The following is a 23,371-nucleotide window of genomic DNA, read 5'->3' as shown; positions in this document are numbered from 1 at the left end:
CCCTTATATTCGTTTTAAGGTGTACTTAAAGGTGATGAGCAGCCCGTTAAGATTGGGCTTATTGATACTGTCCGGCTGATCGTCAAAAACGCCCCCGTCTTTATCAATGACTTGAAACTTGGTAATCATGCCACTCACGCTATCATCAAGGTAAAATTGTACCGTTATAACATCGCCCGATAGGTTAATCGATTGGATCGGCATTGTCGTCGTTACGCCACCTTTTGTATACGTACCATGCGAAATAATCCCCTGAAGCCAGTTCTTCATTTTCGTATGGGCAGCTGTCGTAATGGCCATTACATGAGCACCTCCGTTCCCGTGTAGATTGTCCCCGCAGCCTTATAAACTTTCGTCTTCGAGTCATAAGTCGAACCAACTTCCATTGTTCCCGTGTAGGTTGCCGACTGATCTGCCGGCTTAACGATCGGCGGTATACTTGCGCCACTTGATCCAGCATAAATAAGCCCCGTAATCAAATACGGTGCCTGTGTTTCGGTATAGTAGGTGTTGCTGGGTTCCAAGACACTAGAATAAACTGGGCTTGGTGGGATGTTGACAACAGCCGGACCGTCGTAGAGTACGCCGGCAAAAAGCTGCTGACTCGCAAATGCTTGAAAGGGATAGCTGAATCGCTCAAAAGAAGATGAAATTTCGAGAGTTGATTGATAAATCCGATTGACCTCAATATCATCCAGGACGCTTCGAGCATTCTTAATAGAATTGATTGCCTTCACAATCTGGCCGTATTTTTCAGGTGTTACGATCTCTCGCGTGACGACCTTGAAATGATATGGATGGCCGCCGTATTCAAACCACTCTTTTACTTCTGCAGAATCAAAAGCAGCAGAAACGATTTCCTCTACAGCAGCCGGTGTACCTTTTATTCGATGCCAAGCCACGCTTCTTTTTACAAGCTCACGTTTTTTCTCGAGCGGCAGCGGCGGGCCGTAAAAATCCACATGAAACTGCCAAGCCAGTTCGTCAGCTTCTTCATCAGAAATACTATCAAGCCTTGTGAAGATAGCCAGTCGATCAATGGACTCCTTAAGCATTCTTAACTGTTGATCGATCGACGTCGCTGCCGCAATGACATTAGCATCATTCCGGATACTCGATGGCAAGATGTCAACCAAACGAACCTGATCGAGTTTAAGCATGCTCGAAACCTCCGAAAGTAACGGTGGTGCTGGAAGCAATCGCCACCTCAGTTTCGCCGATTGTTGTATATACCGGACTTGTGACATCGACACGCAGCGCCCCGGCAATCATTGCACGTCGTATCAGCTCTGACGGATTAATTGCCCTGCCTAACCGTTCTTTTTGCCACGACACATATTCACTAACTGCGTTCGTGATAGCCGTTTGAATGGCCGTTGCTTCGACGATTCGCTCTTGATCAATCCAATACGTAATGTCGAGTGTATAGTTTTGCGGAGACGGTGCAGCAGCCGTGACGTGATCCGTTAGCGGCCGGATACGTTTGTCGTTACAAATTTCCAGTACCTTAGCCAGAATCTCGGAGGAAGGCAATTCTCCATTTGCAAGCAAAGGGACGATCCGCACCTCGCCTGCAGCCGGTGATTCGATAGCAATATCGACAATGGATGAGCTCGCCGTCTTTGCCCAATATTGATAAGCACCTTCCGGGCCGGCCACAGAAAAGGATTCCGGCGCGGTACGGATCCGCTGTCTATATGCCTCATCATCCTCCCTTTCCGCTCCTCCAGAGCTAATAGTTACATTGGACGCCGATACGATGAAAGGCAAGGGATCGACAATCCTGTTGATCTGGCCGACTAGGAACCCATTGCCGACCACACCCTGTTGATTACATATCGCCAACACCTCGACTGTTGTCGCCCCGACCGCAACCTCTGCATACGTCGTTGTCGAAAAATAGAGCTTGGGGTCCCCTAGCGATGTGACCCTCGTTCCCATTGGTATACCTACCGACCAGGACTGCGGAGCGGATAGTGTAAACCGAAGCGTCGTAAGGGCGGAAGATGCCTGCAGCCTTGTCGTCTCAGAGAAAGCTCCGAGATGATCGAGTATCGCATCCGTCGCATACCGTAATAAATTTGATTTCGCTGTTTGATTGATAAGGACGCGCTGCTGCACGATGATCGAAGCAATCGCATGCAAAAAAATCCGGACAGGATCGCCTGGATACAGCGTCCGACCGGATATCGCTTCATAAGTCGTTATGAGGTTCTGGAGCGTATTTCCTACGTCCTCGTCAACAAACTGAATGTCAGGTAAATCAATTAGCGACAATTGCTTCTCCCTCCTTCCCGTTAACCATCAGAAACACAATCGGCTGTAACAGTCCCTCGTTCATCTGGCGGAAATCAACGCGGGAAACTACTGCGCGCGGCTCGTACTTCTTAATCGTCTCTATAATAGCAGAGCTCAATCTCGCTCGAGCGATGCCCGAAGGATCATCAACTACTCCCATATTGAGCCCAAAAGGACGATCGAGCGGCACGCTGCCCTTTACGGTGGTCAGTATTGTTCGGATGTTTTGGTCAATCTCTTCAGCCGGAGTCGGGTTGAAATTTATCATTGCATGTACTCCTCTAGCGTCAAATTAGCTGTAGCATAAAGGATGTTCCCGCGGTTATCTACCCGGTCCCAATGTTGTTCAAACGACGAGATACTCCAGAGGTCAACCCCTACACCCTTACCGCCGACCGTCAATGCGGCTGCCGTTCCTTCGCGCTCCAATACAACCAGTTTATCAAGTTCTTCGCGTGGATTCAGGCCGTACGATACGTCGAACACCATAGTAAATGTGATACGATCCAGGCCGGGCCCAATAAATTGACTGACAGGCTTTCTGCCAATAACATCATGCTTAGCCCATCTACCTTCAGCCGATCGACTAAACTCCGTAAACGTACGGATTGTGTCCTCCGTCGCGACAAATACAACATCGCCGAAGGAACCGATCATATCGTTTCCCCTCCCCGCGTTATCGATCCGGTCACGATTAAATTGCCATCGATATGGACATTGCTGACAGCCTTGATTTGAAGTGTTCCGGAAGCACGGTCGTAATAGACGAAGCTACCATCTTCAAACCAAACGCCTCTCTGGTCGTCGCTCCCAGGCGGCTGCTTGCCTGCTGTCCAGTAAGCTCCCAAGCAAAAACCTTCACGCAGTTTGCCGGTTGGAAATGTGCATACCACGGGTTCACCGACTTGCGGTAACCCATTATACAACGCCCACCCCGCCGGTGTTACGACGGGAAGATCACCTGATACAGCGTCATCTTGATCAGGGAGTGTGACCCGAACAAAACCATTTTCAGCGTCTACGGTCGATACAATAGCTGCGCGAATCATATTACCACCCCAATACTTTTCGTATATCAATGCCAGTCGTGTAGCCATCATTTCCAACTTTATGCCGGGCGCGTTCGATCAGATATTTGCCATCAAAACGGCCCCAACCTGCAATGTTAATCGTCATGCCCGCAGCGAGTCGCACGTCACCAACAAGTGACAAAGTTCCCTTTCCCGCTTGTTTGTTTCGTTCGCGTAACCTCTTTCTCGCGATCCGTAACGCTTCAGCTTCAGAATCAACTGACTCTCGGATACGGAGAATCGGCCCCATTTCCGGTGCACCCGGCGGGGTGTAGGTAGCTTTAAGCATTTTGTCGGACTTGGAGTCCTTGTACCGCACTTCGCATGCACGATAAGCCACATCCGTCAAGCTCCATTCAAAAGCAAAGTCAAGGATCCAGTCTTCCCCGCGTGTCAGCGTAAGTACAGCATCACGGCTCTCGAAAAAGGATTCGTCAAACAGAATCAACTGATCGCCCGTAATCTTGGCCGCGATACCTTCGTCGCGCATTAAGTCAGCCAGAAAGCTTAAATCTGATTCATCGTCTTGGTCTTCGCGGTCGTAATTCGGGTTATCGGTCGCGTAAAATTGTAGATCGAGACCCGCGGTGTTCGCAATTTCCTGCGCGATCGTCCAGAGGGAGATTTTTTCCCATGCCTTGCTTCGCCTTTCTTGACGAATTTCCGAGTCGACCGGCAATGACACTGCTCGAATCGATACGATATCTGGAGGACCAGAGCATGAGCCGGAATCTACGTAAAATGTTCCACATGGGAACTGCAACTCATCGCCAGATTCCTTCCAATTACGTAAGACGATTTCAGCTACTATTTGATCGCCTTCCTGTGGGCTCCAAGGTCCCTGCCACTTTCTAAATCGATCTTCCAGTGTAAGCTGCAGGTCGTCTAACTCACCCGCATACGCATCCGTGTACGTAAAATCAATCACCGATTCAGCAAGATCTGCGCTAATGTCTACACCATTGTATTTCACGATCAGTTCTGCACGGCGCGCTTGCATCTAACCACCACGCTTCCACGGTGGTAATGACTCCGACATAGCCGGCGCGATGATCGGTATTTGGAGAGCTACGCCAGCTGAAAAAATGACGGTTGATGTATGGCTTTGATTTACCCGCATGAGCTGCGGCATAAACTTTTCGCTGCCCAATATCCTGAATGCAATCCCATCCCATGTATCTCCCTGAACAGTGGTATAGGTCTTCATGCCATCTTCACCCGCTTTTGTTGTTGAAGCATTGCCTTGAACCGCCTCTCGAAGTCATCTTGCGAGCGTTTAAGCGCCTGCTCAAAAGCAGTGACATCGGACGGACCGCCACCCTGAACTATGATCTGAGGGGCGTAAGTAACGGAAATATCGTCGCCACCCTCCGATTGTCCATAGTCATGCCCCATCAGGTTGTTCGCCAGATCTAACAAACTGTGAGAGCGAGGTCGATTATCCAATGGTATGGCGATTTCTGGACCGGCTTCTGCGAAAATAGAAGGCTTTGTAGCAATGCCACCATCAGCGAATTGCTCGAATCTGGTAATAGGATTCATCCATAACGGTTTTATTTCATTTACTTCGTCAAAAAGCATCTTCACTCTGACCTGTTTTTCCGTCGGAAGTAAGTCCATTTGCTTGTTCAGTTCAGTAAGGGATGCCAGCGCCTCATTAAACCGACGTTTTTCCTCTGTCGACATGGCATTAAACTTCGCCGCTTGCTCCTCTAATTTGCCACCGAGATTCAACTCGATCAGGCTTTTTTGAGCTTTGTACAGCTCCTCGTAAGAGATTTTAGAGGCACCAAGTTCTTCTGTTGCCTGGATTTGCTCTTCTATAACGTCTATACGCTTTTTCGATAGTTCATCCGCTGTCCCCAGCAAATCGCCGAGATGATTGAAGTGATAGCCGACGCTGTCGCCAAACTCATTCACTTTGTCCCGGAGAGCAAGGATTTTTGCCCCTCTCTCTTCGCTCTCATCCATCTGCATAATACGAAGAAACTCGGCCTCGAACTGCTTAAACGCCGGAATTGCCGCGTCATAAGCATTTTTTTGTGCATCCACAGCCGATTTTTGCTTCTCTAGGCGCTGAATTTCCTTTTCAAGATCGGGTAAGTCTTGGCTTTTTTCCGCAACTTCTTTCTCCAAACGAAGACGCGCTAACTCGGCATTCGCAGCTGCTTCTTGGCCGAGCAGCCCTATCTTCTCCTTGATTTTCCCGTTTTCGACGTCGTACTGCGTAATCGTTTCAGGGTAAATCTCTTGTAGACGCTTCGTGATCTCTGCCAGACGTTCCTTTTCGGCTGTAAGGTTCCGTGACTGATCAGTATTGGTTTCGACGATTTGGCTCAAATCTTCGTATTCATCGACGAGCTTTTTTGTTTCGGATACATTTGCCGTTACTTCTTCATAGGCACTTGACGCTTCTATCAGGTCATTGCTCATGTGGACGAGCGCCTGGCGTGCCCGTTCTTGGTGGCGACGATATGCCATTACACCGAGTGTCAAAACCCCGACACCGGCAACTGCCGCACCGATCGGGTTGGTCAATAACGGCAGAGCCGCCCCAAACCGACTTACAACCGCACCAGCGCCCGCAGCAGAACGTTCAACTCCTACGAATCCCTTAATAAGACTGGCTGCGTTTTTACCAATCAACGCTGCTGGCACACCCAAGGCAAGTGCTTTTATCAAGTCAGGATTGTCTGTGGCCCAGTTCGCCATCCCCTGAAGTGCTGGCATGACGTCCTCAGAGATTGGGAGTACAAGATCCGTCATCAGCGTTCGTCCGATTGTTTGAAATTGCTTGCCAAGTGTATCGTATTTGACGGATGCAATCTCAATCATCGTTTCCTTGGTCATGTCGAACTGACTCCGCGAGTTACCCATAGCTGAGATTACAGTTTGCTCCAAATCCTCAAACTGGGTCCCCATCAAGGCAACTCCAAGCTGATTACGCTGTAAAGGATCCTCGATTCTTTGCAACTGGCTGATAACCTGCTGCATGGCTTGAGCACCAGTCATCGATCCGTCAGTCAGACCTTGGAAGATTTTTTCCGAATCCCCCAAGATCGACTGAAGCGCGATCATGGCCTCCGCCCCGTTACTGCCACCCTTTTTAAGATGAGCAACCAACTGATCCGCGGTATCCTTTGAGACATGCTGTAGGAGTTTGAGATACTCGGCCGACTGGCTGCTCCCTTTAACCAAAGCTACCGCAAATTCGTCAATTTTGTCCGGAGCGAATAACTGCGCCATAGCTTCATGAGTGGATTTGGAACCGTCTTTCAATCGGATATTGAACTCTTTAACAGCGTCCCCGACCTTGTCCAAGTTCCAAGCCCCTGCTTCGAGACCGGTCGCGAAAATGTCGAACATTTGGTTTGCCGTAAACCCGAGGGCAGCAAATTGCGGCGCGTACTCGTTTGCGGTATCTAGGAGTTCGTCGGACTTGTTGAGTCCGTTTTGAGCCCCCTGAGCCAAGAGGTTGTATGATTGGTTGCTTGTGATACCGAAGTGCCGCATCATGGTGTCGACTGCTTTGATGGATTGCGTTACTTCTTCGCCGAACACGTCACGGAACACAATTGCATCTTTCGTCGTAGTTTGGAGCACATCGCCCGTCTGTTTCGTCACTTGCTTAACTGTGCCCATTGCGCGAGTCAGATCGTCGAAATTCTCACCGATCGGTGTTCGATACAAAGAATCAACGGAAGATTCAATCTCGCGCATCTCTTGAGCACTGAGTCCGGCTGATGCTTGGAGTTGAGCCATCGAATTTTCAAACTCGCCAACAGTTCCAACAATGTTCTGGAATGATCCAGCAACTCCCTGAACGATTGCAAACGCCCCTGTGTACTCTGCAACACGCCGAAGGGTATCTCCGAATCCTTTGACATTGCCTTCGGCTTCGTTAATTGCGTCTCCGGCCCGGCCCGCGTCTTTTCGCAGCTCTTCAAAGTCGCCGCGTTTGTTCATTTGCCGCAAAGCCCGTTCCAGTTCCTCAATCTGCCCCTCGGCATCACCCATTGACCGGCGGAAAGAGGAGTCCATCAGTCCTTGAAGCCGAAAGGCTATATCGTATTCCCTACTTCTTCCGGCCATGATCATTCCTCCTTTTCGCCGTCAATTCGGCTATGTCGCTCATCCAATCGCGTAGTTCAGAGAGCGGCAAGCTAGTATAATACGATACCGATGTGTATGTGATCATAGACAGCCTCGCAATGCTTTTCCGCAGGTCGCTTGCGCTACTTATACCTATAGCAGCAAAAAATTTTGTGCCCTCAAAGCCAGCCGAGTGAAGTCCTTGGCGGATGCTGATCGGATCAGACCAACATGGACACCAGCTGCTCGAGCTACGATATATGCCTGATATGCTTTGTCCAATTCAGGCGTAAAAGTAGACCCGCCACGCTGCTCGGCGCGATACTGCCGATCGCAGGATAAAATATCGTCACCGCTCAACTTGTCAAAATCAAGCGTGATTTCCTTATATTCCGTTCCCTCAAAAGAGACGGGACGGGCGAAGGTGTATACCTCCACACCTTCAGCCGGTTTCTTTTCGTCTTCCATCGTTTTCGCTCCTTACATCCCAAGGTTGGCTTTTGTAGCAGCCAGGTAATCCACACCGTAAACCTTGTGCACATAGTTGTATTTGTCAATTTCCAGCGCTTCTACACCGTCAATCATCACTTTTAGATAACTGATGGAAAACGTATTGTTTGTATCCATCGTCGCAGCTGGCTCCAGATTTCCCATCGACAAAGCAAGCGGTCGGCCGCGTACTGTAACCTTGAAGGCAGTTTCTTTGTATTCACTTGTTGCTGGATCGAACGTCTGGATCGATGCCCGTAGGTCTAAAGCGTGCGATTTCGGTGCTATCAGTTTCGCCGCTGCCGCTTCGATTGTCCTCCAGTTAAGCGTAAGCGTCATGGTGCCCGTTTGCCCTGGCGCAGGAGCCTCCATCTCACCGTTGATTCCGCCGCCCTTGATAGTGTCGACGAGGTACGTAATTTCGGGCAGCGTAGCCGTAGCAGTGCCGAGGTATTCCGTACCGTTTAAAAATACCGAGTAATCAATGACTCGTTCCGATCTTTTCTTCATATCGCTCACCCTCCCTTACGCGAATAGCGCGGCCAAATACGACGTATCGTACTCGAGCAAAAATTCAATTTCTTGGGCCGGACCAGGCGGCGTGATGAACAGATGAAACTTGATTTTTCCGGCCATCAGGCTCGTAATCGGGTTCTCCGCTTCTAGGAATTCAACGCGGCCGCCGAGAAGCGCGCCAGAAGCAGTCAGACCATTAAGCCAAATGTTGACCGAATCGGTTACCGCCGCGATCAGTCGCTTGTTCAACGGATCGTCGACCTTTTGCATATAGGTCAAGATCAGGCTGTTTCCGATCCAGTTAAACATCCGCCGAATCGGGATGAAGCTGTCTTTCGGATCAGTGTTATTCGGGTATGCTCCTGTGCTGTTCCCCCAGCTCCGCCATCCGCTCGCGCCGAGATTTACCGCGGTGACGATCCCCAGGCTATTTAGATAACTGGCTTGATCGATTCCGAGATATTGGTCGCTGCCATCAGCCAAAACCGTTCCGTCTGCTTGTAACGCCTTGTTAGAAGGTGACACATACGGGATTCCGCCGTTCTCCGAATCAGTCCGGGCGATTAGTCCGGCAAGTTGCGAAGAATAATGGAACCTCTTTTCCCCAAGCGATAACATCAGGTATGTTGGGATCTGAAGCGCATCCGTATAGTTGTTGTCGGATTTCCATGCTCCAGCATCCGTGTAAGGCTTCGACGGATCGATGTCGGTCAGTGCCATCGCCTTGAAATTCCCGTTGATATTGGCCGCTTTCGCCTTCATAACGGCTGCGACTGTGGGGAAATGCGACCAGCCAGGCGCGACCAGCAAATCCGGGAGTACGCCAAAACGGGGATACGCTTGGTTTACGAGTTCAAATCCGGTGTAGGCTCCGCCAGCTGTCACCCCACCAATGATGTCGTCCGCATCAACGGCACTCGGATTCAATTTGTTGTATCCGATTTGCAATTGCGTCGCGTTTGCTGGAATCGTTCCCTTTGTAGTAACGACGACATGTCCAGTATCATTGAAAGCTGCCGTGAAATCGGCTGGCGTATAGGTTGTGGCTCCATCCGCAGATTTGACGATGATCGACGATAGAATAATTCCATCGACCGCCAACGTCGCCACTTTGTTGCTGACTGTCACTGCAGCCGGCGCAACCGTCGTTTTATGTGTAGCTGGATCAAGCACGTTGACCAAGATCAGCGGAGCCTTCGCGTACAGAGCAAAATGCGAGTAAATCAGCTCGCAGAGCGTGAAATCCTCCCATTTATCGGAGTACCCTAGCGCGGACACTGCCTCCGCGTAGGTGTAAGCGAGAACCGGCGTATTTACCGGAACGGGGTTAGACGCTAGATTGACCGGGGCTGTTCCGACTGCAAACGGAATACCGCTGGTTGCTGGCGTCGGCGCAAGAATCGAAGTCGCTTGCTCAACGACCGAAACGCCGTGTTTAAACGTCATGATTCAAACCCTCCTTCAAAATTTGATTGTATGCCACGTTTTCCGCTGTGCCTGCCGTTTTTATGCGTGCTTGTACGGCAGCCATATCCTGAACCGGAACGATGAGTTCCGCTACAGCAGGCTGACTTTCAAGAAGCGGATGCAGGTACTGCGGAACCTCCGTCCTAAAAACGGTTGATTGTAGCAATCGTCCGCCCTGAATGTTGGGCCCGAGGTATACTTGGGGCCCTAATTCGGTCGACTTGCGGGCCGATTTTTTTTCTGTCATAACGTCCTGACCTCCTGTCTTATTTGCGGCAATGTCCATGTCGTCAGCGCCTGGCATATCCATTGTGGTTCCGGCTGTTCTTCGAGGAATTTCCATTTCCACTCAGGCTCAATCCGAAACTTTTTGTCAATAATGCGCTGCCGCACGAGCAGGATCCGCACGCGCTCCATCAAATTGAGCACGTCAATAAAACCCGAATCATCTTCCGATTGGGTACCAAAAATCAATTTGATTTGCGCAGTTGCCGCCTCATCGTCGCTATCGCCTTCCATTGGGCGAATGATGATAAGCGGGAAGACAGCGGCGTCTCTATTAGCCTCCGTCTTGCTCGGAAGCGCTCCGAGATGGATGGCTGGGACTGTTGCAGCGTCTCCGGCCAATTCTGTCTTCAGAAACTCTTGCAAAGCCAACATCAGCATGACGGTCGTCAAGATGTACCACCCCCAAGCCGACGATTAAGCTCATGTTCTAAGCGTTGATCCATCGTCTCGTTTGCCACGCGCTCCAGATGTTCGACGACTCCTGGATTGTTGAGCATAATGGGTACCGCCGGTCCGTACAATTCCCCGATCGGCAGACGGCGGCGGGCGCTTCGGCGGAACACGCCGATGTGACCTGTGCTCATTCGGGCAAGAAACGCCCCATCAATTGGCTTATTCCCACCAGCGCGTTTAACCGCTGCCTTGAGTACCCGTGGTTGCTTTGCTGGAATATTTCTTGGGGTTGTGCGAAATTGCAACAGCGGCAGATTCCTCCCCTTCCAGCGGAGTTCGCTGGACAAGGAGGACGCGCTACCGCGCCGCAAAACTACCTGATCTGTAACCGTCTTTGTTTTTACGATGTACGTTTCCCGCGCCTTACGGCCTGACTCGGTTTTCAGCCTCTGAGTGGTACGACTGAGGGCGGAGTAAAATGATTGTCGCACATCCTTGTCCAGCTTTCCGACACGTCTCATTGCGTCACGGATGCCTGTAGCGCTGATCATGTCACGTTTGCCTCCAACTCAATTACGATCATGCCAAATTCATCGGCTGCTTTCGTGACTTGCATTCGCAGTCCATTCAAGAGCATCCATTGCCCAACTTCGGGGAGGTACCCCAGTTCGACGCGAGCTACATGAACGGTTTTTCGCACGACGAATACCCCCTCCGCGTAATCAAGGGGTGTCTTATCGTTAATTGTATCTTCTACGACCGCAACGAGCTGACGGCCGTCTATAGTATGTTCTCCCCCAAATTCTTGAGGGTTTGTAAAGACTGCGGCATCCAAGGCTACTTGATCTTTAAAGCTAGGAAATGGAGGAATTGACATCGGTTTTTACCTGCTCATTGAGCCAATCCGTGTATTGTTGTATTCGGCCCTCCTTGTTGCTTGCCGGCTGCTCAATCCCCAGGAAAATCAATTCTTCCCGCTGTTCGTCCGCTGTCAATGAGCTAAACTCTTCAAGCGAAAGGGGATCATCCTTTCCGTCATAGCCTTGATTTTCGGTAGAAGAACCGGCGACTTCCGGCATAATCAAGGAAACGGCGCTCATATGGAGAAGGCGATCGGCATCCTTATCGTTCAGCCCAGTGACTTCGTCTCCGATGGAAAACCAAGTACCATTATGGAGAATCTTATTTTTTGCGACGTAAGGCATATTCAATCCTCCTTATAAAACTTTCGCGACAACCCAGCCGGCCACATTCGGCGGGACAGCAAGTGGACGGGACAACATCTGCAGCCAACGCTGGGCCGGCTCAATCGTAACCCATGACTGCGGTGTAATTTGGCCCTGTACTCGGACAAATTGCTCCGTTTTCGGATCCATAATCACATTCGCCCCATAGTGGAATGTAAACTTATCGCGAGTTGACAAGATGGCAATTGTTCCAGCAGGAATAAACGGAACCTCCACGCCACTATCATTGGTGTATGTGCCTGAATAGCTGTACACGTCCATGCCGACATCTCGCAAGCGACCGTGATAGGTCACACCGTCTGGCAGCAGAGTAGTGTCGATATTGCCGACGTCCACACCTCGGTTATTTGCCAGTTCCAAAACCTTCGGATGACGCATAAGCGAAACAGCAGCGTCATAGTCTGCCAGCACAATGTTCGGTGTTGGGGCATTTGCATCAATAACTACTTTCCTTTGAGAAGCAAGAAAAGCGATTGGATCAGATGCCGGATCGCTCCACAAGGCTGTGCCGGAAAGTGTAACGACGTTCGTGAAATCGTAATCGATAACCTGACTGACTCCTTCACCGATTTGCGTGACTTTTCCAGTGAACATCAACTCAGATGCTTGTTGCACTCTGCGGCGCGTGATCGTATCCGTCAACTCGATAATATCTCGTGCCAACAAGCGACGCGCTTGAACCTCTGGCGCCACAGGGTTAATCAAGCTATCGCCAGCGCTCCGCACCTTCAGGTCGATTGCTGTAATCGGGCGCGCCGGTTTTATCAATGCCGGCTTGTACTGCTTAGCAGTGAATCCACTCCGCAAAACAACCTTTCCGGGTTGGAGTTCGGAAACATACGGTGCAATTGGTTTATTGCCTTTGAGTGTTTGAATTTCGACATATTCGGTATCGAACGATTCCCCGTCCATGAAGAACGTATCGAGAATGTACGTGCTTGGCGGCGGCAGTTGACCTACGACCTTTAAAAGAGTGGGGAACGAATAAATATCCTTGATAGCCATGTTCTTTGACCCTCCTTATTTTACAACCCGCTTGGTATAGATTTTGGCATTGTTGAGGGCTGCTTCGTGTGTAGCGATTGTGTCAGCCCCTCCAAAAATAAGCGCATCCCGGTTAAACTCGCCAGATACGTAGGCAGTAGCTCGCTGCTGGACCGTTCTAGCATCCACTTCTTGATCGGCTAAGACACCAACCGGCACTTTTTCTTCAGCCGGAACCGCAGCCGAATCTACAATTTTACATATCCAAGTTCCATCAGCAGCGAAACCTGTTCGTGCCAGAACAGTTCCGCGCGCATAAAGCGCCCCTGCAGCAGCGTTGATAATTATCGATTGGGTGACGATCGGTTGGACCATACCTGCAATAAGTTCATCATATCCATCAATTTCGTAAGCTGGCATTATTACCGACCTCCTCTTAGATTTTTGTACTCTGCGACGATCGCATCCGCCTCAGCCTGTGAAGTTACATCCGGGTCATTCTTGTTATCTGGAGCTTCATCAGGCGGCACTTGCTCGATTCCGCTGTTTTTAGCATCGGCTTGGCGTCGGCGACCTTCATCGGTCAACCGCTCATTAGATGCTTTTACGATATCGATCGCTGCTTCACCTGCTGTTTTACCATCAGCAATCGCTTTTGCGACGATTTCGGCAGCACCAGGAGCTGTTGCAAGTGCATTAAGCGCCGTAATCCGTGCCCGCTCATTAGCCACGCCATCCTGTACTGCAGCTTGATATACTTCTGGGTGCTTTGCTTTCAATTCTTCTAAATCCATTGGTTCGTCCTCACCTTCCGCACCTTGGTGCTCATTTTTTTGTAAAGCGAAGTGTTGAGCCGTCGCGAAGTCCTCAAAAGATCCCGTTTTTGCAAGCTCAAGCCTGATCTTATCAATCACAGCTTGTGGAAGCTCAGCGTATTTCTCTGCGCTGTTGCTAGCGTTTGCCCCTTCTTCCTCTGAAAACATTACACTGTCGGCAAACCCTAGTTCGACAGCTTTTTGTGCGTTCATCCATGTCTCCATGTCCATGAGACTCATCAGTTCTTCAGGTGTTTTCCCGGTTTTTCCGGAGTATGCTGCTGCGATCCCTTGGTCAATGGACAATAAAGTTTTCGCTTGATGAGTGTGGTTGTTTCGATCCCCCTCACTGTACACCCAAGAGTTGTGTATCATCATTTGGGCAGTTGGTGCCATGAGGGTTTTATCTGCGGCCACAGCGGGCAAAGAGGCAGCACTTGCGGCAAAACCAGTTATTTTTGCCGTCGTCTCTCCCTCGTACTCCTTGATTAAGGTGTACATTTCCGATCCGGCAGCAACAGATCCTCCCGGTGAGTTTATATAGATGTCGACCGGTTCGCCTGCAGCTTCTTCAAGCGCGTCTGCAATCATTTTTGGACTCGCCACGGTAAGCCCGAACCATCTGTATATCGAGGCGTTACTATCGCTGGTGATTGTACCGTTAATCTTGATCTTCTTTCTCGCCATCTTGGTTTTCACCTCCTTCCAGCGCCTTCGTGGCAAGACCATACTGCTGACGGATGCTTTTTTCGTGAGCCAACTGCCGAATATTGCTCTCGTACTCACTTCCGGTCAATTCCGCCGCTTCGCGTTGCCCCGTACTCAAGCCATGATCCATCCGCAAAATAGCGGCATTGACCTCTTTTACCGGATCAAGTTGCCCTTGTGACGGGCCATGCCATTCAGCTTTGGTATACGCCTTAAACAAAATCGGATCGTCAAATATACCTGGAGCGTTAATACGACCTTTAATGACCGCTTCCGCAAACCATTCCTCATACGTCGGTTGGCAAAAATCCGCCGACATCCACGCCCGACGCATGCGGAACATCTTCCATGCTTCGAGCAGAGCAGCCCGGCTCGCGGAATATGACGCTGTGAAGTGCTTCAACAGCAATTCGTATGGAATTTCTAGCGATGCACCCACTTGCCGCAAGATGGCTGTGACGAATGGGTCAAATCCGGAGTTCGGTCGCCCGGGGTTGGCAATCGTCGCTTTCTCGCCCGGCTCAAGAAACTGTACTGCCCCGTTCCCCATGCGTAGATCATTACCAGCTGAGGGCAGTGGCTCCCCGGTTGGATTTTCGAACCCATTCGGATCGGTCGATCCAATTCCAAACTGATCAGTTTCTTCTGACGGTGTCTCGATAAACACTGTGAACATGCCTGATATGACAGCGGCCATTAATTCCGCTTCTGTATATCGTTCCAGTTGCTTGAGTGATTCGATTACCGGTGCCAGGATTGGGACTCCGCGGCGCTGCTCTGGCCGTTCAGCCTCCATCAAATGCAAAACGTTACGGCGCCCGCTCTCCTGTCCAATAGCTTCAACCCTGGTCCATTTCATCGGCTGTCCCAGCGTCGAACCCGGGTGTCTATCGGAAAACCAGTAAGCTACGACCATTCCGTCTTTATCCACTTCGACCCCATTGCTGATTTTTTTGCTCACGGACACCCCGGGAGCTAATGGATTGCTGCATCGATCAGCCTCGAGGATGCGTACCCGCAGATCATAGGTCGCATGTTTTCGCGGCAGCAAAGGTAACAAAACAAACGCGTCTCCCGACATCATCCACGACAAAAAGGCAAGCTGCTGCAACTCATAGAAGTTATGCATGCCGCCGGCATCACAGTTTTTGGACTCTGCCCACAGTGAAAATTCGCGCTCGATTTGTCTCTTCAGTTCGCCGGCTTGATCATCCGATAGGCGCAAAAAATCGGCATCGATGGACGGTTTCAACCGTAACCCCGTGCCGACAATATTGGTCCGAAGCGTCTTTATCGATCCATTTGCTAGCGAGCCCCCCATATACAGATCGCGTGCTCGTGGCCGCAGTGTCTCTAAATTCTCGTGGATATCTTCCTCAGCGTCACCGGCTACTGGATTCCAAGCAGTAAGCGATTTTTTTCGCCTACTGGCTCCATGATCGCCGTATCCTTGGTTTAACACCTGCTGCACCGCTTGTTGCCTTACAATCTCGGTTCGAGCTTTCTCTCGTTTAAGTGCAAGACTCGGTGCTACCGCCTTAATTAATCTATCGAGCCCGCTCAATAGTCGATAGGAACATACCGCCGTACTCGTTTTCGTTTACCAAGCCCTTGCAAGTCGCGCTGAGCATCGTCAACTTGTTTCTGCCAATAGCGGATTTGCGTCATTACGTCAGTAAGATCGACACGTGTTAGTGATCGGGTACCGATGCGATACTCTTTTCCAGTTGAGAGAGCGAGTTCAGCAGCAAGCCATGCGTTTAAATGTTTCTGAGCAACCTCGAGTGTATATTGCGACATTTCCTTTTCACCTCCTCTCCTGGGTTATACACTGCTGTTCGTACCTCGGCGGCGCATCCGCGGCGGTACTGATGAAGCACTAGAAGCCGCCGGACTGAGTGGCGGTAGAGACGCATCTAGATTAGGCTGCAGGATCTCAATAGCAGCCCGGTTATAGACGGCTAAGTCAAGCGGTTCGTTTCTTGCCTTGACCTTGACCCATACCTGGTAGGGAACTCCCATCTTGTAACGTGTCCGCACTTCCTCAGCAGTCAATCCGTCGAAGTATTCTTCATTGTACCCACGATCCTTTTCAGTCGTGGTCAAAGGGAAATGGCAGTATGCACCGTCTCCCGGTTTTTGCTGAAGCGATGCCATAACCTTAGCTTTCCCTTCGTCGACACCAAGCCGGACGACTGTCGCTTTGTACCGGTTATTCGTCGAAGTTCCGGCAACCAGTGGCAGGTACGTCCCATCCCCCGGACTATCACCCTTGATCGCGAATAACCGCCGCGCAAATCGCTCTTTGCAGAATTTATAGACCTCGTTCGTAAAGTGACCGCCTGAGTCCATGCAAGTAGTCGCGATCCTGAACTGCCGGCCCTCAGCGTCCTTCCATGTACGCTGCAGGAATTCATCGAGGTCCTTCCATACCTGTTGCTGCTTAAGATCGCCGTAAATCTTGTGATACTGAATTCGCCAAGACTCATGCCCAGCTCCCCAACCAGTAACTTCGACTTCAAAACGGTTGTCCTGGGTGTCGACGGCGGCCGTCAATACTTTCACACCTTCCGGAACATCGGCATGGTACCATTCGCGACGGTTCATCAGGACATTCTCGTCCAGCTTCTCGCCTTTTTCTTCCCACTCTTCAGCAAGCGTCGTGTTGATCCAAACCTTCATCGCTTCGAAATCGCCCTTTTTCATGAGCAACTCTGCTGCTTTGAAGTTCTGGACTATCCTCTCCCAGCTGGAAAACGTGCTCGCTAACTCATTGAGATGGAAGCCGCGGGTGTTAGAATGCTCTTTTCGAGCGACCCATTTGCCCCGAGTATCCATGCCCGCCTTCCATTCCTGCTCAGAATGAAGCGCTCCGCAATGCTTACAGCTATGTTCGACCTTGATCGTCCGCTTTTTAACCGCATCGTATTCAAACTTGATTTGTTTCCAGGAGAGCGGCTGAAGTTCGTCGCAACTCGGACAAGGTACGCACCATTCTTCCTGCGTGCTGTCTTCGTAAAAATCCTCGATCCGTGATGCGCCCTTAATCGTCGGAGTAGACACCAGGATGCGCTTGCGGTTCCAGAAGGTGGTTGTCCGCTTGGAAACAAGGGAAACCGGATCTCCTTCTGAGCCCGCCGATACAGGGTACCGGTCAATCTCGTCACAAAATACGATGCGGATCGGGCGGGATGCTAAAGAAGCCGGGGAATTTGCGCCGGCCATCGTGATATGGCCGCCTGGGAACGTCTTGTGAAGCAACGTATTTCCGCTGTCACGGCTCTTCGATTCGCTGACAACTGCTCGCAGTTTAGGAGAGTCACGATACATCGGGGCAAGCCTATCCTTTGAAAATGCCTGCGCCAAGTCAAGCGTCGGCTGCACCAGCATCATAGGTGAAGGCTCATGATCTGTATGGTACCCGATAGCGTTGAGCAGCCCCTCTGTCTTCCCGAGCTGCGACGCCCACTTAAAAACGAGCGTTTCGACTCTCGGATCCGTAATCGCATCGAATGGTTCTCGTTGATATGGTGCCCTGCTTGTATGCCATGGTCCAGGTTCCGCAGAAGATTCCGACGAAAGAATACGATGCCGGTCAGCCCATTCGGAAACGGTCAGCTTGGCCGGCGGCGCGAGCACACGGAGGATGGATTTAAAAAGCCTCTCAGTCTTCTTCAGGCTTTCGCTCATCTGAAGCACCCGCCTTGAATGATCCCGGATCGTAATCTGACAGCGTCATCAGGCATGAACGGATTTCTTCCGTCAGCATGTCAGTCATTACCGCCAAATCCTGTACATGCACCGCTCGCGGGCTGATTTTTGTCGGCAGCCCCAGCAGGCGAGAGCGCAGAGAAATGAGCATATCACTCATTACCTCCTTCACATCCTCGGCCCGATGCAGCTCACCACGCATAACCGCCAGATCCAGCTCAGCCATTTGCCGTTTAATTTGTGTCAGCTGCGCCCGCTCGTCGTTCAGGCGCGGCCGATTGTCTTCTGTGGCTCCACCTGATGCATGCTCGATGTATGCTTGCACCGCATCGCCGAGCACATATTTTCCCCTTCCGACTAGCTGAAGCACCTTGTCCCGCGTTAATTGGCGTATCCATTGGGGCGTTTTGCCAATGATCACAGCCAATTCAGAAGTTGATACCTCTTGCTCAGCAAGCTGCGCCGACTGTTTCTTTGGTTTCGCCAATGTATCCCGCCTCACTTTCGCTTTAAGAGTTATTTTTTGATAAACGGAATTTATCGACTTAATTCGAAGCGAAAAATAAAAACGCCCTCGTTCGGGTCATCCCCAAGCGAAAGCGAAAGTATTTTTTTAAATTTGTACCTAGCCATATTTCGGGCTCACGCGCACCCGCACCTATTTCAAGCCCCAGAAGGACCCATAAACACCCGCCTATGCTCTTTTCTTTCCAAAACGAGCAAGATATACTAGAACGCACTCCTAACGCTCTACCAGGCTCACAGAAGCTAGAAACACATTCTATCAAATCAACCCGTTTAAAAGGTCTACCCTGTCTTTATGCACGGCTGCCCATCGGAGCGCATAAGGGATATTCATATTCGTCCGGCCGTAGCAAGTAATAAACCGCTGCTCATTGTCCACGAATTGATACACCCACCATACTCCAGCGAGATGAATGAAGTCTTTTCGGTTGTAATCGTAATTGCGATCGTCCAGCTGCTGTTGGCATTGTTCGGTAAGAGTTTCAATATCGATCGGTTCAACTCGTTTGCAATACTGCTCATGTGCATGCCGGCTTATCCTGAGTCGAAACTGTACATATGCCATTCCCCTTTCCCTCCTAGACTTTGATTTATATAAAACAAAAAGCCACTCACGAATGAGCAGCTTTTAGCGAATGAGTATTAATGTTTTATTTACTTTGATTTCTCTTTCTCTTTGATTTCCCCGTTTATTCTGGTAGAAACATCGTTAAATAATAGTTTCCGGTGGAAGAAACTCTATTAAAGAACATTTCCGCGTCGGAAACATCGAAAAACAGCTTCTTTTACCAATACCTAGCAGAAATTTGAATAGAAATAGTGAAAATGGAATCGTGAGAAATCCAGCGTAAAACGGCGGTAATCACAGTTTGTTACTGAGTCGTTTCTGAAAAATCGGACGAGAAGGACAAAATCAGCCGAATATCGATTTTCCACAGTATCCGCGTCACACCTAGATAAAGTGCATTTCAGCATCAAAATCATTTCCGCGTCGGAAACCCATAAAAATGGTGGTATTCGGTAAAGAACGTGAATAAAAAGAACAATAAAAAAGCACCCAAAAGGGTGCTTCACTTATTCATAGATTTTATGGATAGAGTATAAAGTGGTAAGGTTCAGCGGTAGGTCCATCGGCTGTAATCAATAATGCATATTGATGACCTGCGATAGTATTAAACGAGACATATACACCACCCGCTGAAGGATGTATATAAGGAGCTGCATAAATATAGTTATATTCGAATGGATTAGTTACGTCAATAACAGCAATAGCTTTACCAGTTACATATCCTTGGCTAATAAACATCATAGATTGAGTTTTGGTGGAAGTTGCAGTAAATTTCCAAGTGTCAATATCAGAATTTGAAATGACACCCACGCCAGTATCGCCGACATTTACGTTTGTCGCCAATGGGACATTGTCGTTAGGTTCCGTTTCATTAACGACAGCCGCAAATGCAGATGTACCGCCGGCCAAAAGCATACAAGCAGCAACAGAAGCAATCAACATTTTCCTAACACTTTTAAACCTTTTCAACATACAATCCTCTCCCAACTTTTTTTGACAGCATAAGTATGTAATCACTATATATCCTATTTATAGTATATAGCTGCCTTACATATAACGACATCCACATATATACAAATGTTACGTTATATTGGAAATAAAATAATATTTTGTATTTTAACTTGATAAATCGTAGAATTATAGAAAATAAAACTGTCGAAAGGTAGTGTTTTCGAGATGTTCAAGAGTAACCAGATCCTAAAGACGGACGCCGACATAGACAATGCAATGCTATTCGAATCATCCGTTACTGTATGGCAAAACAGCGAAATAATTGATTACGGAGGCAAAATAACAAAACATACGAAAGATGCAGTATTTATCAATGATGGATATTACTTAAAGGCCGTTTGCGAGTTCAAAATTCGCTGAACGGCCTTCTTTTCTTCTTCCGCTTGATTTCCCCCACTATTTTACCTGTATTCTCCTCCACAATCAGAATGCTTAAGCCCGAAATTGCGCCACTTAGCAGGAAAATCTCCTTAATAGCTTGCTCCTTTGTCATCGCTTCTGTAAGTCTTTTGCCTCTGTGACAGATATAGTACTTCATACCCTCTCTCCTCGCTTTTATGGTTTTTATTACCCATAAGTGAGGACAGTTGGAAACTATTCCCTGTCGGTTGATACGGCATAAGTCCGTCAGATTCGAAAATCGTTTGATGCTCCAAGCAAAGCATATCCGGCAATGTCGCGATATGGCGATTCCCCGAAAGCATCCTTTCTTGATGCGATTCTCATTTGCTTGTCAAAAATGCGAACCAAACATAGAGCGTCCGTATACTGCTCCGGTTTCATGCCGTCTGGATAAAGCAGCCGGAGGAAGTCACCGGCTTTTGCGAATGCTTGACCATAAGCAGCATCTTTTTCATCGACGAGCTGCCCGATCTCCTCAGCAAGCGCTTTGTAACTTGTCTCCATTGTCCGCTTCCCTCTCTTGCTCGATTCTCGATGATATAAATATACACTATGGAATTCAAAACAACACATAGGTTTTCCCTATAAAACCCACAATTTACCCTTACGAAAATAAAAAATGTTTAGGAGATGAACTATCTGCCAAATCACAAACAATCCCCCCATCAGCTTTTATGGTGGGGGGATTGACAACTAATGTTTGGGTTTAAAAGCAAATACTTTTCCTGATTCTTTAGGTAAGAGGTAGTTAGCTTCTAGATTGGCTATTGCCTCAATTTCCTCTCGGTATAGACCTAGTTCACTCACAATGTCTTGTTTTGTCTTAATGTCGTTTTCAACAACAGCCTCAAATGCCTGCTTTAATAAAGTAGGCTCTTCAAACGGCAGCTCGTCGTCAAGTGGTTCTTTAGTTAGCCAATTATTTTGTGCTAATTTATTTTTTAGATAAATATACTGGTATTCGCTAAAAATCTCTAGTTGCATTGCTCTATATGCAATAGCATTGATTGAAACTTTCCATCGTTCTTTAAGTGATACAAGATGTTCCAAAGTCGATGAAAAAATTTCCCTTCCAAAGCTCGGGGCCGGTAGGAGAAAAGAACTTGCAAACCGATTGGCCTCTTTCTCAATCCTTTTATAATTTTCCTTTTGGTTAAATTCACTTGTCTTTAACCGGGAATGAAGAACCAAATGTCCTAATTCATGTGCGATGTCAAACCTTGATCGTGAAGCAGTTTTATCATTACTCAAAAGGATATACGGCCTATCACCATCATGCCAAACTGAACAAGCATCGATGCTATAAGTCGAAAATGGAGACCTTGCAACAACGGCCCCCATTTTTTCTAATAGCAATACAATGTTGCTTATTGGTCCATTTCCTAACCCCCACATTTCCCGTACGCTTATAGCCATTTCGTCTATCTCATTAAATTCAGTTGGAATAAACCGCTCGCGATCAATTAACCGTGGGATCTTTGTTGTTGGGAAAACAAGCAGGTTATCTAAATACAGAGAAATCTCTCTGATCCATCCCAACTTATTTGCATGAATTTTTTTTGACTTTACTGTAGCTGCTGATTTACTTCTAAAAAATACGACTGCTTCTTTTGTTGGTACTGATGTCTTATAGAAAAAGTTGACAGGAACATTCAAAACTAAAGCTATTTTTTCGATCGTCTCGAAGCTTGGACTTGACTTATCATTTTTTTCAAACTTCGAGATTGCTTGCTGAGAAACACCAACCTCTTCCGCTAACTCTGTTGTTGTCATACCTCTTATTTCTCTAGCTTCAACAAGGCGGTCCGGTATGAATGTTGAGAAGCGGTTATTAGCTTCCAAAGCCCTCCACCTCTTCTGCAAATTTTCGTAAACCAATCAAGTTTTCTGAAACTATAACTTCTTCTTTCTCCAATTTATCTTTTGTCGATATAACGATTCGAGGTTCCTTAATTAAATCAATTTTATCAAACCAACCAATTCCGTTCGGCATTCCAAGGTTTACAAACCGTGGTTTAACACCGCCGCTACTATATGTTAACTGAAGATAATGTTCTTTTGGAGTATCAAAGGTCGCAATATCATCAAAAAAATTCATTCTAACTTGATTTGACTCCTCCAGTTTCTTTCTAAAATATGCGGGACGAGCAGCGACCTTTGGCGAATCAACCTGACTTAATGTCATTTTTATAGTTTCTTTATTAAACAATAAAAATTTGTAACTTTTATTACTATTACTTTCAATTGAAAGCGAGAACGGCAATCTTCCTTGCTCACATTCACGCTTGAATAAATAATGAATAGCAATAGGGCGAAGGTATCCTTCATGCTTTCTTCCTAAATCCCAGTCAAGGAACAAGATATGCTTTGTTGCCTCTCGTGCAAGTATATAGCCTTGTTCAACAACAGAGACCATGCTTGACATGATCTTTGGAGAAATTTCGCTGCGGATTAATTCTTCAACATTAAGCGGAATAATATTGGTCATAGTGGTCTCCTTTTCTCGGAAAAACATCGTTACAACCATTTTACTAAAAAACTATAAATTTTACAACCGACTTTAGAGTGAATCAGATTTTTCAGAAGGAGTGCACAATAAAGTCCCCGCTGAGCATAAAAGACAGCAGGAGAAATCAATACACAAAATTATCAAAATCCGGGCTGCGAAGCATGCCGTTACGCGCCCAGTTCCGAATTTTAACGCGTGCTCTTATGTAAGGCTCAAGCTATACGAAGTCCTTCTCCTCTCAAACTACAAGCCCCTTCCAAATGCCGTAGAACGCCATC

30 protein-coding genes are annotated in these 23,371 nt (G+C 48.4%); all 30 read right to left on the bottom strand.

The window, feature by feature from the left end:
• Window positions 1–3 precede the first annotated feature (3 nt).
• A complete protein-coding gene (locus DQG23_RS24205) occupies window positions 4–300 on the bottom strand; it encodes a hypothetical protein (protein WP_113033459.1) in 297 nt (98 codons plus the stop codon).
• Entirely contained in the window at window positions 300–1,160 is an 861-nt protein-coding gene (locus DQG23_RS24200) for a phage tail protein (RefSeq protein ID WP_158560668.1), read from the bottom strand. Before DQG23_RS24200 ends, DQG23_RS24205 begins: the two co-directional genes overlap by 1 nt.
• Entirely contained in the window at window positions 1,153–2,277 is a 1,125-nt protein-coding gene (locus tag DQG23_RS24195) for a baseplate assembly protein (protein WP_113033457.1), read from the bottom strand. The genes DQG23_RS24200 and DQG23_RS24195 overlap by 8 nt, the downstream gene beginning before the upstream one ends.
• The gene (locus DQG23_RS24190; protein ID WP_113033456.1) at window positions 2,264–2,566 is read right to left on the bottom strand and encodes a GPW/gp25 family protein; all 303 of its coding nucleotides are present in this window, start codon (window positions 2,564–2,566) and stop codon (window positions 2,264–2,266) included. The genes DQG23_RS24195 and DQG23_RS24190 overlap by 14 nt, the downstream gene beginning before the upstream one ends.
• Complete coding sequence (locus tag DQG23_RS24185) at window positions 2,563–2,955, bottom strand: phage tail protein (RefSeq protein WP_113033455.1); 393 nt, start codon at window positions 2,953–2,955, stop codon at window positions 2,563–2,565. The genes DQG23_RS24190 and DQG23_RS24185 overlap by 4 nt, the downstream gene beginning before the upstream one ends.
• The gene (locus tag DQG23_RS43050) at window positions 2,952–3,146 is read right to left on the bottom strand and encodes a hypothetical protein (protein WP_238178009.1); all 195 of its coding nucleotides are present in this window, start codon (window positions 3,144–3,146) and stop codon (window positions 2,952–2,954) included. Before DQG23_RS43050 ends, DQG23_RS24185 begins: the two co-directional genes overlap by 4 nt.
• A 202-nt stretch (window positions 3,147–3,348) precedes the next feature.
• Window positions 3,349–4,368: a phage late control D family protein gene (locus DQG23_RS24175; RefSeq protein ID WP_113033453.1), complete on the bottom strand. Its 1,020-nt coding sequence runs from the start codon at window positions 4,366–4,368 to the stop codon at window positions 3,349–3,351.
• Window positions 4,369–4,575, bottom strand: a complete 207-nt coding sequence (locus DQG23_RS24170) for a tail protein X (protein ID WP_113033452.1) — start codon at window positions 4,573–4,575, stop codon at window positions 4,369–4,371.
• Complete coding sequence (locus tag DQG23_RS24165) at window positions 4,572–7,460, bottom strand: phage tail tape measure protein (RefSeq protein WP_113033451.1); 2,889 nt, start codon at window positions 7,458–7,460, stop codon at window positions 4,572–4,574. Before DQG23_RS24165 ends, DQG23_RS24170 begins: the two co-directional genes overlap by 4 nt.
• Window positions 7,461–7,613: 153 nt before the next feature.
• Window positions 7,614–7,928: a phage tail assembly protein gene (locus DQG23_RS24160; protein WP_113033450.1), complete on the bottom strand. Its 315-nt coding sequence runs from the start codon at window positions 7,926–7,928 to the stop codon at window positions 7,614–7,616.
• A gap of 12 nt (window positions 7,929–7,940) precedes the next feature.
• Window positions 7,941–8,459, bottom strand: coding sequence for a phage major tail tube protein (locus DQG23_RS24155; RefSeq protein WP_113033449.1), 519 nt, complete (start codon window positions 8,457–8,459; stop codon window positions 7,941–7,943).
• A gap of 15 nt (window positions 8,460–8,474) precedes the next feature.
• Window positions 8,475–9,911, bottom strand: coding sequence for a phage tail sheath family protein (locus DQG23_RS24150; protein ID WP_113033448.1), 1,437 nt, complete (start codon window positions 9,909–9,911; stop codon window positions 8,475–8,477).
• Entirely contained in the window at window positions 9,901–10,179 is a 279-nt protein-coding gene (locus DQG23_RS24145; protein WP_113033447.1) for a hypothetical protein, read from the bottom strand. Before DQG23_RS24145 ends, DQG23_RS24150 begins: the two co-directional genes overlap by 11 nt.
• Window positions 10,176–10,610, bottom strand: coding sequence for a hypothetical protein (locus DQG23_RS24140; RefSeq protein ID WP_113033446.1), 435 nt, complete (start codon window positions 10,608–10,610; stop codon window positions 10,176–10,178). The genes DQG23_RS24145 and DQG23_RS24140 overlap by 4 nt, the downstream gene beginning before the upstream one ends.
• Window positions 10,607–11,164, bottom strand: coding sequence for a phage tail protein (locus DQG23_RS24135; RefSeq protein WP_113033445.1), 558 nt, complete (start codon window positions 11,162–11,164; stop codon window positions 10,607–10,609). The genes DQG23_RS24140 and DQG23_RS24135 overlap by 4 nt, the downstream gene beginning before the upstream one ends.
• A complete protein-coding gene (locus tag DQG23_RS24130) occupies window positions 11,161–11,490 on the bottom strand; it encodes a hypothetical protein (RefSeq protein WP_113033444.1) in 330 nt (109 codons plus the stop codon). Before DQG23_RS24130 ends, DQG23_RS24135 begins: the two co-directional genes overlap by 4 nt.
• A complete protein-coding gene (locus tag DQG23_RS24125; RefSeq protein WP_113033443.1) occupies window positions 11,468–11,818 on the bottom strand; it encodes a hypothetical protein in 351 nt (116 codons plus the stop codon). The genes DQG23_RS24130 and DQG23_RS24125 overlap by 23 nt, the downstream gene beginning before the upstream one ends.
• A 12-nt stretch (window positions 11,819–11,830) precedes the next feature.
• Entirely contained in the window at window positions 11,831–12,865 is a 1,035-nt protein-coding gene (locus DQG23_RS24120) for a major capsid protein (RefSeq protein WP_113033442.1), read from the bottom strand.
• Between the two features lie 15 nt (window positions 12,866–12,880).
• On the bottom strand, window positions 12,881–13,264 hold the full coding sequence (locus DQG23_RS24115) for a head decoration protein (protein WP_113033441.1): 384 nt from the start codon (window positions 13,262–13,264) through the stop codon (window positions 12,881–12,883).
• Between the two features lie 2 nt (window positions 13,265–13,266).
• A complete protein-coding gene (locus DQG23_RS24110) occupies window positions 13,267–14,346 on the bottom strand; it encodes a head maturation protease, ClpP-related (RefSeq protein ID WP_158560666.1) in 1,080 nt (359 codons plus the stop codon).
• Window positions 14,321–15,829, bottom strand: a complete 1,509-nt coding sequence (locus DQG23_RS24105; RefSeq protein ID WP_238178008.1) for a phage portal protein — start codon at window positions 15,827–15,829, stop codon at window positions 14,321–14,323. The genes DQG23_RS24110 and DQG23_RS24105 overlap by 26 nt, the downstream gene beginning before the upstream one ends.
• Window positions 15,830–15,927: 98 nt before the next feature.
• Complete coding sequence (locus tag DQG23_RS24100; protein ID WP_113033438.1) at window positions 15,928–16,167, bottom strand: DUF6148 family protein; 240 nt, start codon at window positions 16,165–16,167, stop codon at window positions 15,928–15,930.
• A gap of 24 nt (window positions 16,168–16,191) precedes the next feature.
• A complete protein-coding gene (locus DQG23_RS24095) occupies window positions 16,192–18,057 on the bottom strand; it encodes a phage terminase large subunit family protein (protein WP_113033437.1) in 1,866 nt (621 codons plus the stop codon).
• Window positions 18,032–18,565, bottom strand: coding sequence for a hypothetical protein (locus DQG23_RS24090; protein ID WP_113033436.1), 534 nt, complete (start codon window positions 18,563–18,565; stop codon window positions 18,032–18,034). Before DQG23_RS24090 ends, DQG23_RS24095 begins: the two co-directional genes overlap by 26 nt.
• Before the next feature lie 297 nt (window positions 18,566–18,862).
• On the bottom strand, window positions 18,863–19,168 hold the full coding sequence (locus DQG23_RS24085) for a hypothetical protein (protein ID WP_113033435.1): 306 nt from the start codon (window positions 19,166–19,168) through the stop codon (window positions 18,863–18,865).
• Between the two features lie 522 nt (window positions 19,169–19,690).
• On the bottom strand, window positions 19,691–20,143 hold the full coding sequence (locus DQG23_RS24080; RefSeq protein ID WP_113033434.1) for a hypothetical protein: 453 nt from the start codon (window positions 20,141–20,143) through the stop codon (window positions 19,691–19,693).
• A gap of 385 nt (window positions 20,144–20,528) precedes the next feature.
• Entirely contained in the window at window positions 20,529–20,720 is a 192-nt protein-coding gene (locus DQG23_RS24070; RefSeq protein WP_113033432.1) for a hypothetical protein, read from the bottom strand.
• 89 nt (window positions 20,721–20,809) lie between these two features.
• On the bottom strand, window positions 20,810–21,088 hold the full coding sequence (locus DQG23_RS24065) for a hypothetical protein (RefSeq protein ID WP_113033431.1): 279 nt from the start codon (window positions 21,086–21,088) through the stop codon (window positions 20,810–20,812).
• A 189-nt stretch (window positions 21,089–21,277) separates the two neighbouring features.
• Complete coding sequence (locus tag DQG23_RS24060; RefSeq protein WP_113033430.1) at window positions 21,278–22,426, bottom strand: helix-turn-helix domain-containing protein; 1,149 nt, start codon at window positions 22,424–22,426, stop codon at window positions 21,278–21,280.
• Entirely contained in the window at window positions 22,416–23,072 is a 657-nt protein-coding gene (locus tag DQG23_RS24055) for a hypothetical protein (protein ID WP_113033429.1), read from the bottom strand. The genes DQG23_RS24060 and DQG23_RS24055 overlap by 11 nt, the downstream gene beginning before the upstream one ends.
• Window positions 23,073–23,371 lie beyond the last annotated feature (299 nt).

The sequence above is a fragment of the Paenibacillus contaminans genome, assembly GCF_003285015.1.
Taxonomy (GTDB): Bacteria; Bacillota; Bacilli; order Paenibacillales; family NBRC-103111; genus Paenibacillus_V; species Paenibacillus_V contaminans.
Note: the sequence above shows the minus strand (reverse complement) of the source record. Positions and strands in the feature narration are given on the sequence as shown.